The organism is Gemmatimonadota bacterium, from assembly GCA_016209965.1.
Lineage (GTDB): Bacteria > Gemmatimonadota > Gemmatimonadetes > Longimicrobiales > RSA9 > JACQVE01.
The window spans coordinates 1-12844 of record JACQVE010000319.1; the positions used below are offsets into that span (position 1 = coordinate 1).

A 12844-nucleotide genomic window follows, 5' to 3' on the forward strand; every position below is an offset into this window, starting at 1 on the left:
AAGAGTAGCGGCGGATCGCGCTCCGCCTCCGTGGCCAGCGCGGCGGCCACGAACCCCGTGAGCAGGAACGCGGCTACGTGGACCACGGTGTACCCCAGCACGGTCGCGCCCGTGATCTGGATATCCGCAGCCCGGCGTGCGCCGAAAAAGAGCGCAGAACCGAGCGCTGCAGGCGTGAAAAAGATCCGACCCAGGATGACGTCCAGGACGAGGAACCAGAGCGCGACGGCGCCGGCGCCCAGCGCCCCTGCGATCAGGCCCTCCCGGATGATGCGGTGCTGCCGCAGCACCGTGCGCCAGCTCACGGTGGGCTCCAGCCCGCTCGAGCGCAGGTACCCCATGAGCACCAGGCCGGCGATCAGGTTGCCGGACATCAGCTCTGGCCAGCCCAGCTCCCGCACCACGTCCACGCCGGTTATCAGCACGCCGGCGTAGAAGATAACGTCGAAGAGGAGAAAGCCGAGCACAATGCCGAGCAGGTAGCTGGCGCCGGTCTCCGTCCGGTGCAGCAGCCAGACGACGCCCATGCCGATGAGGATGAAGACGGCGTAGTGCAGCGCCGTGTACATGGCGATCAAGCCGAATCCGATTTCCACCTCACCCAGCCCCGCCAGCACACTGGCCAGGAAGGCGGGGGTGTAGAGCGGCCGCCCCTCGACGGTGTCCACGACCAGGAAGAAGACAGCCAGCGCCGTGGCCGCGACCACGCCGGCCAGCCCGCCCCGTACCACGGTCGCGTTGCGCTTCATGGCTCACTCCATGTCGGAGGGCGACGCTTCCGGCCCGGTCGGTGCAGGAGGCGTGCCCGCAGCCGCGCCCATGGCCGAGCGCTGCACCGCCCGGTGGTGAAGCAGGACCACAATGCCGATACCGGCGCCCAACAACAGCGGCACCAGCGCCAGCAGCACCCCGGCCCACCACATGCCTTGCATCAAGCCATGATTCATACGAGCACCACAGGTTGCAGCGCTGGCTGCCGGCTCACGCCCGCGCAGTCGGCTGCTTGTTGAACCAGCCGCAGGTCGCTCTCCGCGCAAGCGCGGGAACCGTTCAGTGCCGGACCTTGTCCAGCACCATGAGCGCGAAGAGCGCAGGCAGGTACGTCACCGAGGCGAGGAACAGCCGGCGCGCCCGTTGCTCCGTACGCCGCCAGTGCACGGCGGCGCCCAGGCCGAGGAACGCCAGGCCCAGCGCCAGCGCCCCGGCGAAATAGATTGGCCCGGTCAGCCCGAGCGGCGTGAGCAGCAGGCTGACCGGGAGCAGGGCCAGCGTGTACGCCAGGATTTGCCGGCCGGTCCTGGCGCCGTCGGCGTCCGCTACGCTCAGCATGGCAAGCCCGCCCTCACGGTAATCATCGCGGTAGATCCACGCCAGCGCCAGGAAGTGGGGGAGCTGCCAGAAGAACAGGATGAGAAAGAGTGTCCAGCCCCGAACGTCGAGCAGCGCGCCATTGGCCGCCGTCCAGCCGGCCAGTACCGGCAGCGCGCCAGGCAGCGCGCCCACCACCGTGGAGAGCGAAGTTCGCCGCTTGAGCGGCGTGTAGACGAACACGTAGCTGGTCAGGCTTACCGCCACGATCAGCATGGTCACCGCGCTGACCAGCAGCAGCAGCTCGAGCAGCCCCAGCATCGAGATGGCGAGGCCGAAGCCCAGCGCCTGCCCCGGCCGGAGCCGACCCGCGGGAAGGGGGCGGCCTCGCGTGCGGCGCATGCGCGCGTCCACATCCCGCTCTGCATACTGGTTCAGCGCATTGGTGCCGCTGGCCACCAGTCCGACGCCGAGCAGCGTAAGGAGCAGGCGCACGACGTCGACAGCGGCGGGCGCCGCCAGGTAGAAGGCCACGGCGGCCGTGAGCAGCACCAGGCGGGTGATGCCGGGCTTGGTCAGTTGCCAGAAAGCGCTGAGCATCCGGCTGCTAGAACTCCTGGATCACGGCGATCACCAGAATCACGGCCAGTGGCAGCGGCGCGGCGGCCAGGATCCACAGGCGACGCGGCTCGAAGCGCAGGTGCATGTAGTACAGCGCCACCAGCAGCGCCTTCCAGATCGCCAGCAACACCAACGCGAGCAGGACATAAGTTCGCGGCAGCCCGGCGAACGCGACGAAGATCTCGACCACCGTGAGTACGAACAGCACCGCCCAGATCAGCAAGTAGTTGGGCTGCGCCTTGTGCGGCGGCTCTGCCGGCAGCAGGTCCTGCGGCCGCGGCTTCGACGCCAGCAGCACACCGCCCACGGCTAAGAGTGCGCCCATGATCCCGCCCGCCGCCGCCGCCGCCAACGTCTCCTGCAGCAGGTAACCGTCAATCACGCCCAGCACGAGGCCGGCGGTGCCGAACCCCCAGAGGAAGAGCCGGGGGACGGCGGCAGTCTTGGTGGCTTCTGCAGCGTACTGCATGGCTTTCTCCAGTCTCGGCTCAGATCAGGTAGACGATAGTGAACAGGATGATCCACACCAGGTCCACGAAGTGCCAGTACAACCCCATGATCTCGACCCCGCCGTGGCCCGCCTGCGTGTAGGCACCCCGGAACGCCTTATAGGTCGTGAAGCTCATGCACAGCACGCCGATGGTGACGTGCATGCCGTGGAAGCCGGTGAGCGTGTAGAAGGTCATGCCGTACAGTGGCTGTCCCAGCAGCGCACCGTCGGGGCCGTGCACATTGTACAGCGAAGCCATGGGCACGAAGCCCTCACTGGCCAGCTTGTAGTACTCGATCGCCTGGATGCTCAGGAAGAACGCGCCCAGCGCCACTGTCGCCAGCAGCCAGAGGCGCAGCCCGCGCTGGTCGCCGAGCTCGGCAGCCGCGAACGCCTTTACCATGGTCACACTGCTGCAGATGAGGATGAACGTGTTCAGCGCCGTTAGCGGCACGTTCAACACCTCGCCCGGCCGCGCGTAGTCGCCCGGGTGCGCAAAACGCAGGATGATGTACGCGCCGATCAGCCCCGTGAAGAACATGACTTCTGACAGCAGGAACACCCACATCCCCAGCTTCAGGTTGTAGACGCCCATGCCCGGCATAGGCTGGCGCTGGGGAATCGCTATGGCTGCGGCATGACTCATCTCGCGCTCCTATTTTTCCTCTCTCATCGATCCCGATCCCGATCCCGACCGGACGGCGATACTTCCCTGCTCTCCCAGCGGACGGATGCCCTGACCCATCCCGGTTCTTGCAGTTCGATGCCCGGCCTCGCCGGCTGTTCCGAGCCGCCCTGCCCGCCCGGGATCGGGATCGGGATGGGGATCGGGATCGGAACAGCCAGCAAGCACCAGCCCTGCTTCAACTGCTGGCCGGCACCAGGTCCGGCGCGGGCACCGGCTGCTCTGCCGGCGGCTGGTCCTGCGGCAGGTAATCCTCCGCCGATTCCGGTGAGCTGTACTCGTACGGCCCCCGGTACACGATCGGCGTCACCGCGAAGTTGCCGTGCGGCGGCGGCGAGGGCGCGCTCCACTCGAGCGAGTTGGCGCGCCACGGGTTCTGCTCCGCCTTCTTCCCTCGGAACAGGCTCCAGAGGAAGTTGAAGGCAAAGAGCAACTGGGTCACGCCCAGCGCGAACGCGCTCAGGCTGATGAACTCGTTCAGCGGCTGCAGGTCTGCCAGATGCGCGTACTGCCGGTAGTCGTAGATCCGGCGCATCATGCCCGCGTTCCCCAGGTTGTGCATGGGGAAGAAGGCCAGGTTGAAGAAGAGGAAGGTCAGGAAGAAGTGGATCTTGCCCAGCCGCTCGCTCATCATGCGCCCGAACATCTTCGGGAACCAGTAGGTGATGGCCGCGAAGATGCCGAACAGGCTGCCGCCGAACAGCACGTAATGGATGTGCGCGACCACGAAGTAGGTGTCGTGATAGAAGATGTCCACGGGCGTGGAGGCCAGGAACACCCCGGACAGCCCGCCGATCACGAACATGGCCACAAAGGCTATGGCGTTCAGCATGGGCACCTGGAACTGGATGCTGCCGCGCCACAGCGTGCCCAGCCAGTTGAACACCTTGATGGCCGTGGGCACCGCGATCACCATGGTGGAAAACATGAAGGTGTTGCCCAGCATGGGATTCATCCCGCTCTGGAACATGTGGTGGCCCCACACGATCCAGCCCAGGAAGGCGATGGCCACAATGGCCAGCACCATGGCGTGGTAGCCGAAGATCGGCTTGCGTGCGCCGTTGGCCAGGATCTCGGACACAAAGCCGAAGGCGGGCAGGATCAGGATGTATACCTCCGGGTGGCCGAAGAACCAGAACAGGTGCTGCCAGAGGAGCGGCTCGCCATTCGCCTGCGGCAGGTAGAAGCTGGTGCCCAGCACCTGATCGAAGAGCAGCAGGATGAGCGCTCCGGCCAGCACGGGCATGGCCAGCAGGATCAGGACGGAGGTGATGAACAGCGCCCACACGGGGAGCGGCAGGCGGAACCAGGTCATGCCGGGCGCCCGCATGTTGATGACCGTGCTGATGTAGTTCACCGCTCCCATGAGGGAAGAGAAGCCGAGAATGATGAGGCTCACGGTCCACAGCACCTGCCCGGTGGAGACGCCGCTGTACTCGGGCACCGCGCTGAGCGGCGCGTACGCCGTCCAGCCCGCGGCGGCGTGCCCGCCCTGCACGAAGAAGCCGGCCACCATCAGCACGCCCGCGGGAACTGCTGTCCAGAACGAGAGCATGTTCAGCCGCGGGAACGCCATGTCCGGCGCGCCGCACTGCAGCGGGATCAAGTAGTTGGCGAACACGCCGACCAGCAGCGGCATGATGGCGAAGAAGACCAAGATGGTGCCGTGCATGGTCATGAGCGAGTTGTAGAACTCGGGCAGCATGATTCCTTGCGCCACCATGGTCTCGGGGAGGAGCGACCCGCCCGGCAGCGGGTGCTGCGCGTCCGCGGGCCAGGCCAGTTGCCAGCGCATCATCATGGCCAGCAGTCCACCCACCAGCAGGAACAGCAGACTCATGAAGAGGAACTGGATCCCGATGATCTTGTGGTCCGTGGAGAAGATGTAGCGCCGGATGAAGGGCCGGTCATCGTGCAGGTGCACGGCGGCCGCAGCCTGCGGTATGGCCATTGTGCTCATAGCATTCTTCCTCGATCCTGCGGTGCTGGGAGTGGGCCGGGCGACGTCCTCATGACGCGCCCTGCTCCTGCTGCCAACGTTGGAACTCCTGGGGGGTGTGCACGGTCACCGTGCCCCTCATCTTGTAGTGCCCCAGGCCGCACAGCTCGGCGCAGCCCAGGACGTAGGTGCCGGGCTTCGTCGCCTCGAACCACACCGACGTCTCCATGCCCGGGACCGCGTCCTGCTTCACTCGGAACTCGGGCAGGAAGAAGGAGTGGATCACGTCTTCCGCCGAGAGTGTGAGGCGCACCGGCACGCCCGTGGGGAGGTGGAGCTGGTTCCGCTTCACGAAGTCGTCCCCGGTGCCCAGCCGCCCATCGGCGCCGGGATAGGTCACGTTCCACTCAAATTGCTTGGCCCTCACCTTCAGATCCAGACCCGCGGCCGGAAAGCGCGAAGGGTGCTTGAGGTCCAGCCACGTGCCGGCGCTGGTGACGGCCAGCATCGCCACCAGCACGAAGGGCACCAGCGTCCAGATGATCTCCGTGCGCAGGTGGCCGTGCACGTAGTCCGCTTTGCCGCCCTCGCGGCGCCGGTAGCGGATGATGAAGTAGATCAGAGTCGCCTCGACCACCAGGAACATCGCCCCCGTGACGTAGAGGATGATCGCGTACATCGCGTCGATGTCCCCGCCGTAGGTGGAGACGCTTTCAGGAAACCCCCACTTCATGACGCTCTTCTCCTGTTCACCTGAGAATCCGCCAATGGTCCGAAAAGAAGATCCCTCGACTCCGGGGGCGCGCTGCGCCCCTCCGCTCGGGATGACAGTCGTCCGGCGGCGCGTCGCGCCCCCTCCACTCGCGATGACAGCTCGCCCGACTCCTCAGCTCCCCGCGCCGCCGTGAGCCGTGTGGCCGCCCGCATGGTCGTGCAGCTCGAGGGGCCGGCCCAGCGGGACCACTGCATTCTCCGCCATGCCGGCGTTGTACGTGAACTGCACGTCTTTGGTCTCCTGCGGGCCGACTGTCACGTTCATGGTCTGGGTGCCGTACCTCTCGTGCCACGCCTCGAGCACGTAATCGCCGGGCGGCAGGTTCTTGATCGTGAAGCTGCCATCCCCGCCGGAAACCGCGAAGTAGGGGTGGCTCAGCACGCCAATGTAAGCTTTCATCCAGCCATGGACATCGCATTCGACCGGGATCATTACCTCGGGCGTGCGGAACGAGCGCTTCGATTCCATGGTGGTGGGCTGGCTGATGTTGAAGCCGCGGTTCTCCGTCGGCTTGGCGTTGATGTTGTGCAGCAGCCCGTCACTGTTCTTGATGATCAGGTTCTGATTGGCCTGGAGGCCCAGCACGTGCGGCTGGTAGAGGCAGCCGTTCTGATCAATGGTAACGCCTTCCGCGGGCACGGGGAACGCCTGGTCGGGAAGTCCCTGCTTCACGTAGACAAAGACGTGGCGCAGGGTGCCGTTCGGATTGGCCACGACCTCTTCCGTGAATGCGCCCTGCGCGTGCTTGTCTGCGCAAGTCGGCTCCTCACTCATGTCGATGCGCTTGGCCTGCGGCGCCGTCCCCTGGAAGTTCACTTTGCCGGTGATCATGCCTGCATTGGCGACCTCCATGGCAGGGGCAGCCGCGGCGGGCGCCTCGCCGGCCGCTTCCGGCTGCTCGTCGGCCCCTCCGCCACAGGCCAGAGCCAGCCCGGCCGCGAAGGCCGCGGCCAGCAACGCGACCCCACGCCGGTTCGCGAATCCGAATCGAGCGACGTGTTCGCAGGCCTTCGCCCCACTATTGACTCTAGCTCCTGCCCTTGCCCTTCTAAACATGGTGCCTCCCTCTCGCCCCTGGGTTTACGTGTTCTCCCGGTGCTGCTTCTCCCTGCGTTGCGCCCTGGCGACGACCAGCAGGCCGAGCCCCGCCGTCAGTACGGTGGCCAGCAGCGGCGCGGTGTAGACGGTGCTGGAAGCGGGCGGATCGAGATAAAGATAATACCACGAGCTGATGGCGCCGCGCGTGCCGCGCTCGCCGCTCGATCCGTCCCAGGCAAAGAGCGCGAGCGGAATCGTTTCGCCCGTGCGGAACTGCAGCCGGCCGGCGCTGTCGGCCGTGGTCAGCGTGCGACGCAGCAGCAGCCGCCACTCGGCCTGATCGAAGGTCGCGCTCGCCGTGACCGCCTGCTGCTGCGTGCCCAGCGGCTCGATCCGGCCGAGGCCACGGCCCAGCGCCTCGACGACCGTATCGGGCCGGCTCTGCCAGTGCCACAAATAAACCGGGTCCCGCGCATTGCCCATGAGGAAGTGCGGCCGCGGCGCCATGGGCGCGGGGATGCTGCGCGGGAACTGCACGGCCAGCGCATCCGGCAGCGGGCCCGCGGCCGCCGTGTCGCCGTCCGCCGGTTCCATGTGCACGCGCAGCCGGTCCTGCCACTCGAACCACTCGGGGTCCGGGCTGCGCGAGGGGTCGTGCCAGACCAGCCGCAGCGCGAGCTCCCGGCCGTTGTGCAGCGCCTGGACCCACACCCCGTCCACGGTCGGGGAGAACCAGCGCGCCCGCACCATGATCTGCCCCACCAGCGGGATGTAGTAGCGCTCGACATTCGCCCAGGCACTGTCCTCGGGCGAGGCGGGCATTGGGCCTTCCCTGCGCTGGGCCCGCACGACCTCGCGCACGCGCGGCGGCTTCTCCGGTGCCAGGCTGCGGACATACTGCGCCACGCGCCACAACTGCTCCTCGGTCAGGAACTTGGACTCGAGCAGGTCCGTGAACGAAGGCATGGGTGTGCCGTCCAGGCCGGTGCGCAGGCGGCGGTAGATCTCCTCGGCACTGCCGCCGCCGTTGAAGTACCAGTTCTCGGTGAGGTCAGACGGCCGGATGGGGAACCCGTTGTCGTCTTCCTGGGTGGGCGCCGACGGCCCGTCTCCCCGTCCCGCCCGGCCATGACACTTCCAGCACTCGATCTTATTGAACAATTCGCGGCCTTGCGCAAGAGCTTCCTCGCCTACTCCGGGCGGGCGGCCGAATTCCATGGCCTGGGGCGCCTGCTCCGACTGGAAGAAGCGGGAGAAGGTTTTCAGGTAGGCGACCAGCGCCTCCCGCTGCGACTTGCTCAGCTTGTCCTTCCAGCCGGGCATAGCCGTGCCCGGCATGCCCTGGTCAATGACGCGCCTGATGTCGGAATCCAGTGGCAGCGCGCCACTGGGCGTGGACCGGATCTGGTAGAGCGCCTGCGTGAAGTCGCGGGGCCGCGGCAGCATGTACGCGGCGGCCGGGCCGTCTCCCTTCCCCTCGACGCCGTGGCAGCCGGCGCACCACTTGTCGTACACGGCTTTGCCCGGGTGGGGCTGCTGGGTATGGCCCGGGCCAGCAGCGCCCACAACGAGCGTGGCAGCTATCCAGCTCACCCGCGCCAGATAGGGAGCCACAGGGACGCAGAGACGCGGAGACGCAGGGCAGGCTTGAGGCGAGCCGATCCCTGCGTCGCAGCGTGGCTGCGTCGCTGCGTCCGGCCCAGCAACGCGAAGGGGGTTACTCATTCGCCGCCAGCTCCTCCCAGGTGCGCGGCGCCCAGCCGGTCTGCTCGTACAGGAAGATGATCACCGCCCAGATCTCCTCCTCGGTCAGGAACTCCTCCCACGCCGGCATGGCCGAGTTCCACGGCGTGCCCTCGCGCGGCAGCCCCGGGCCGCCTTTGGCGACGCGCCAGAACACGAAGCTCTCCGTGAGCTGCGCAATCGTGCCGTTGTCCGTGAAGTCCAGTGGCGCAGGGTTGAAGCCGTGCGCGTAATGTCCCCGCCCGTCCAGGCCGTCGCCGTGGCAGGGTACGCAGTTCTGGTAGTAGATCTGCTTCCCCCGCTGGTAATCCTCCGCGATCGAGCCGTCCGCGCGCAGCGGGTTCTCCAGCCCCGCGAGCGTGATCGCCCTGCCCCGGAAATCGATGCGGCCAGGGTTCGAGGGGTGGATCGAACGCAGGCTGGGCGGCGGCGAGACAGTCGGCCGCACTTGCTCGTAGGTGATGAAGCCCACCAGCAGCGGCACCGTGACCAGCAGCACGAGGCGCAGCGTGCGCTTGTCCGGGTCAACGACCAGCGCCTGCAGCGGCTGCTTGAACTCGCGCCAGCGTGCCTCGCTGTCGCTCACGTAGATGAGCAGGCCTACGAGCACGGTCGCCATGTACTGCAGCAGCACGCTATCGGGCACGGGCGCGCTTTCGAAGCCGAAGAGCGGCGGCAGGTAGGCGATGCCGAACTCGAAGAGCGCGTAAGCCAGTACGAGCAGCAGCAGCGCCTGCCAGAAAGGATGCCGGAGGTATTCTCTCACCAATGGATCCTCTGCTGGTCGTCCTGACCGGAGCGACGCACGCCGTCGCGCAGCGGAGGGATCTTCTCGAGGCGTCTGCGCGCAGTCACGTCCGCTAAGATCCCTCGACTCTGCCGCGCTCCGCGCGTCTCCGCTCGGGACGACAATGACCCACTCACTTCAACCCCGAAAGGAACCGGACCAGCGCCTCGAGCTGCGCCGCCGAGAGCTGCTGCCCGAAGTTGGGCGGCATGACGCCCGCCATGGCCTCGTAACCGCGAGCGGTATCCGCGTTCGGCTCGAGGATCGCGCGACGGATGCGATCCGGGGTGAGGCGAGTGCCCATGCCGGTGAACGGCGGGCCCACGGGCGCCCCCTCATCGCCTAGCTGATGGCAGCCGAAGCAGCCGCTGCCGCGCAGGATCGCCAGCGGCTCGAGGCTGGCGCCCGCGGGCGGGCCGGCAGGCGCCGGCGCGGCAGCAGTGGCGCCAGGCGCGGGCGCCGGGGCGCCGCCACCACTGGCCTGCTCCGCCCGCGCGATGTCCTCGGCCGTGACGTCCACCTGCCCGCCCTGAATCTCGAGGAACGCGACCAGGGTCCAGATCTGGGTGGGCGTGAGGCCGCGCGTCACGTCCGGCATGGCCGGAAAGCCGGCCACCACGAACTTGCCGGGCGCGACCAGCGACTCGTGCAGGTACTCCTTGCAGGTCAGGCCCGGGACCCGCTCGCCGCAGCGCGCGCCGATCGTACCCGTGCCCTTCTCGTCCGTGAGCAGGTTCGGCGCACGCGCGCCCAGGCCATGGCAGGCCGTGCAGCCGCCGGCGCCAGTGAAGAGCTGCTCGCCCGCCGCAACCAGCTCCTCGGGCGTGACCTCGCCGCCGAACGCTACCTCCTCGGGTACTTCCGACTCGAGCTGCGGAATCATGTTGGCCAGCAGCGTATAGAACGCCACGGTGGCCAGCACCACGCCCAGGATCTTGAGGTTAGTCGCCAGCATCGCCGGTCGCTCCCTCAATCCCCCTCCGCCGCCTCTGGCACCAGCTTGGGCTTCTCGACCAGGCCGCCCAGCCAGAACACGAAGCCAATGAGCCCGAGGAAGATCAGCACGCAGACGCTGATCACCTGGGCTCCGTAGCCCAGGGCGGGCGTGGCGGCCCACTCGCTCCGGTCGCGCATCACTTCCCAGATGTGCCAGTGCTGGCGGATGCCGCTGCGGGCGAAGCCCATGAGCCCCATGAGCCAGGTGAAGGTCACGGCCAGCACGAAGAGCGCGTACTGCGAGCGGGCCGGCATCTCGCCCCAGCGGATCGCGCCGCGCGAGCCGGCGCCGCGCAACATGAGCACGTCGAGCGTGGTGACCGAGACAATGGCGAAGAGCACGGCCAGCACCTGGTAGACGCTGAAGCCGATGCGCACGATGGCCGAGACGAAGTAGCCGCGGATGCCGTAAAAGGTGACCACGGTGGCGGCCAGCACGAAGATCACGCCCTGCACCTGCGTCGCCGTCCTGGCCCAGCTCACCTGCGGCACGGCGTTCGCCCGCCGGTAAAGCAGGAAGGACAGAAAGGTGGTCAGGATCATGAGGTTGACCGCCGTGTTCTTGGCGCTCATGAGACCCAGCACGCCCAGGAAGGGGTGGTGCGAACCGCCCATGGCCTCGAGCTCCTCGCGGCTCGCGATCATGGTGTGCGGCGTCGCCCAGACGATCACGCCGGCGATCAGGATCAGCAGCATCCAGCGCGTGTAGGGCACGAAGCGCTCGGCCCCCGGGATGCGGCCCATGCCTACCCAGAGGTAGTAGTTGCCTGCCAGGAAGAGCACGCCGATGAGGAAGGCCTGGATGATCCAGAGCCAGCTCATGAAGCCGCCCATCATGGTGGTGCCCATCTGCTGGTTGTAAGCATAGACCTCGCGGCCCAGCCAGTAGCCCGCGAAGGGGAGGATGATCAGCGCGCTGATGGCGATGAAGTTGCCCACATAGCCCATCCAGTCGTAGTGCGCGCGCTCCTCGTCCGTGCGCGCCGCCAGGAAGCGGTACGCCGCATACGCTGCGACCACCGCTCCGCCGAACACCACGTTGGCGATCAGCCGGTGAATGTTGATGGGCATCCAGGTCGCGTTGGCGATAGCGCTCCACAACTTCACGCCCCCGGGCGCGGCGTCCGGCGTCACGGCTGCGGGCGGGCTCATCATGTAGCTGAGCCAGGCATTGGCAATGAACATGACCGTGGTGCCCCAGACGTTGAGCAGGATGCCCAGTGTCCAGTGCCACCACTTGGCGGCCCCATACTTCCAGCGGTCCCAGCCGTAGTAGTAGAGGTAGAGCGTGAACGACTCGAGGAAGAAGAGGCCGGCGTAGACCCACATGGACAGCTCGAAGATCTCGGTCAGGTGGGCCCAGACCCGGGGGTACAGCGTGGTCAGGAAGAAGACCAGGACGGTGCCCCATATGGCCGTGGCGCTGTAGGCCACCAGGAGCAGGCGCGTGAACTCCTTGGACAGCCGGTCGTAGCGCTCGTCCTTCCCCAGGATGCCGATCAATTCGGTCATGACCGCGAAGATCGGCACGCCCAGCACAAAGGCCGCAAACATGAGGTGCACTTCCGCGGCTATCCAGACGGCCGTGCGGCTGCCGATGCGGGGGAAGCTGCCGTACTCGCGCCCGGCGCTGGCCTGCTGCGCGAGCAGCTCGCCCCCCGTCAGGGCGGAGATGAGGAGCAGTCCCGCGCCGGCGGCCAGGACGAGCCACAGCGCGCGCGCGCGGGTCCCGAAACGGCTCGAGTTCCGGCGGCTCACGAATCGCCCCGGGCGCGCAGGAAGAAGGGCCGCCGCTTCGAGAAGTCGACCGGCAACTGCTGCCGCACCTCGTCCAGCAGCACGGCCGTGACCTCCGCGTAGCGGTGCTCGCGCGCATACTCCTCGACCCGGGCTACGACCACGGCGCGTACGAAGCTGGGCACCCGCGCGATCCGCTGGCGCGCCTCGGGCGTCCAGCGCAGCCCCGGCGCTTCCGCCATGCCGTAGGTCACACGCGCCCGGGGCTCGACCAGCGCCGCCTCGCCGCTGGGCTCGTAAGCGCAGGAGAGGTCCGGGCCGAGGTAGTCCCCGCCTTCGGCAAACGCCCGCGCCCGGCAGCCGCCGCACACCTTGCGGTACTCGCAGCGCCCGCACTTCCCGCCCAGCTCGCCCTCGCGCAGTGCCCGGAACAGCGCGGAGCCGGTCCAGACCTCCGCGAAGCTCTGGCGCCGCAGGTCGCCGGCGACCGCGGGCAGATAGGGACAGGGCGTCAGCTTGCCCTCCGGCGTGATGCGGCAGTACTGCACGCCGCAGGGGCAGCGGGTCTCGTAATTGAGGAGCGGCGAATCGGCAGCGGCCTGGTATGCGTGCCGCATGATCTGCGGCTGGCACTTCGAGCGCACCATCATCCGGCCCCGGTACTCCTGCTCGAGCGCCAGCAGCTCCACCAGCACCTCGTCGTTCTCCCGCGGCTCGAGGCCGCG

Annotated in this window: 13 protein-coding genes; all 13 read right to left on the minus strand. The window is 67.6% G+C overall.

All coding sequences use genetic code 11. From position 1 onward, the window contains the following. Positions 1-749, minus strand: a 749-nt coding sequence (locus HY703_12660; GenBank protein MBI4546044.1) for a hypothetical protein, incomplete at its 3' end; no start/stop codon positions are given. Between the two features lie 3 nt (positions 750-752). After that, the gene (locus tag HY703_12665) at positions 753-947 is read right to left on the minus strand and encodes a hypothetical protein (protein MBI4546045.1); all 195 of its coding nucleotides are present in this window, start codon (positions 945-947) and stop codon (positions 753-755) included. Positions 948-1050: 103 nt separating this feature from the next. Continuing rightward, positions 1051-1908 carry a protoheme IX farnesyltransferase gene (gene cyoE / locus HY703_12670; GenBank protein ID MBI4546046.1) on the minus strand — a complete coding sequence of 286 codons (858 nt, stop codon included), beginning with the start codon at positions 1906-1908 and terminating at the stop codon, positions 1051-1053. A gap of 7 nt (positions 1909-1915) precedes the next feature. Then, positions 1916-2398: a cytochrome C oxidase subunit IV family protein gene (locus HY703_12675; GenBank protein ID MBI4546047.1), complete on the minus strand. Its 483-nt coding sequence runs from the start codon at positions 2396-2398 to the stop codon at positions 1916-1918. Positions 2399-2417: 19 nt separating this feature from the next. After that, positions 2418-3065 carry a heme-copper oxidase subunit III gene (locus tag HY703_12680; protein ID MBI4546048.1) on the minus strand — a complete coding sequence of 216 codons (648 nt, stop codon included), beginning with the start codon at positions 3063-3065 and terminating at the stop codon, positions 2418-2420. 217 nt (positions 3066-3282) lie between these two features. Next, positions 3283-5064, minus strand: coding sequence for a cbb3-type cytochrome c oxidase subunit I (locus HY703_12685; GenBank protein ID MBI4546049.1), 1782 nt, complete (start codon positions 5062-5064; stop codon positions 3283-3285). Between the two features lie 49 nt (positions 5065-5113). Then, entirely contained in the window at positions 5114-5776 is a 663-nt protein-coding gene (gene coxB / locus HY703_12690; protein ID MBI4546050.1) for a cytochrome c oxidase subunit II, read from the minus strand. 153 nt (positions 5777-5929) lie between these two features. Further along, positions 5930-6874 carry a carboxypeptidase regulatory-like domain-containing protein gene (locus HY703_12695; GenBank protein ID MBI4546051.1) on the minus strand — a complete coding sequence of 315 codons (945 nt, stop codon included), beginning with the start codon at positions 6872-6874 and terminating at the stop codon, positions 5930-5932. A 24-nt stretch (positions 6875-6898) separates the two neighbouring features. After that, positions 6899-8470 (minus strand): c-type cytochrome, encoded by a 1572-nt coding sequence (locus tag HY703_12700; GenBank protein MBI4546052.1) that lies wholly within the window; start codon positions 8468-8470, stop codon positions 6899-6901. A 103-nt stretch (positions 8471-8573) separates the two neighbouring features. Further along, positions 8574-9365, minus strand: a complete 792-nt coding sequence (locus HY703_12705; protein ID MBI4546053.1) for a cytochrome c — start codon at positions 9363-9365, stop codon at positions 8574-8576. 154 nt (positions 9366-9519) lie between these two features. Then, positions 9520-10359, minus strand: a complete 840-nt coding sequence (locus tag HY703_12710; GenBank protein ID MBI4546054.1) for a c-type cytochrome — start codon at positions 10357-10359, stop codon at positions 9520-9522. After that, positions 10356-12140, minus strand: a complete 1785-nt coding sequence (locus HY703_12715; GenBank protein MBI4546055.1) for a cytochrome ubiquinol oxidase subunit I — start codon at positions 12138-12140, stop codon at positions 10356-10358. The genes HY703_12710 and HY703_12715 overlap by 4 nt, the downstream gene beginning before the upstream one ends. Further along, the coding region (locus tag HY703_12720) for an SPASM domain-containing protein (protein MBI4546056.1) at positions 12137-12844 on the minus strand (708 nt) is incomplete at its 5' end. The genes HY703_12720 and HY703_12715, both read right to left, overlap by 4 nt.

What these genes read in the sequence shown, in the direction of transcription:
- HY703_12665 (MBI4546045.1), bottom strand. Translation starts at nt 947, where the DNA reads ATGAATCATGGCTTGATGCAAGGCATGTGGTGGGCCGGGGTGCTGCTG.
- cyoE (MBI4546046.1), bottom strand. Translation starts at nt 1,908, where the DNA reads ATGCTCAGCGCTTTCTGGCAACTGACCAAGCCCGGCATCACCCGCCTG.
- HY703_12675 (MBI4546047.1), bottom strand. Translation starts at nt 2,398, where the DNA reads ATGCAGTACGCTGCAGAAGCCACCAAGACTGCCGCCGTCCCCCGGCTC.
- HY703_12680 (MBI4546048.1), bottom strand. Translation starts at nt 3,065, where the DNA reads ATGAGTCATGCCGCAGCCATAGCGATTCCCCAGCGCCAGCCTATGCCG.
- HY703_12685 (MBI4546049.1), bottom strand. Translation starts at nt 5,064, where the DNA reads ATGAGCACAATGGCCATACCGCAGGCTGCGGCCGCCGTGCACCTGCAC.
- coxB (MBI4546050.1), bottom strand. Translation starts at nt 5,776, where the DNA reads ATGAAGTGGGGGTTTCCTGAAAGCGTCTCCACCTACGGCGGGGACATC.
- HY703_12695 (MBI4546051.1), bottom strand. Translation starts at nt 6,874, where the DNA reads ATGTTTAGAAGGGCAAGGGCAGGAGCTAGAGTCAATAGTGGGGCGAAG.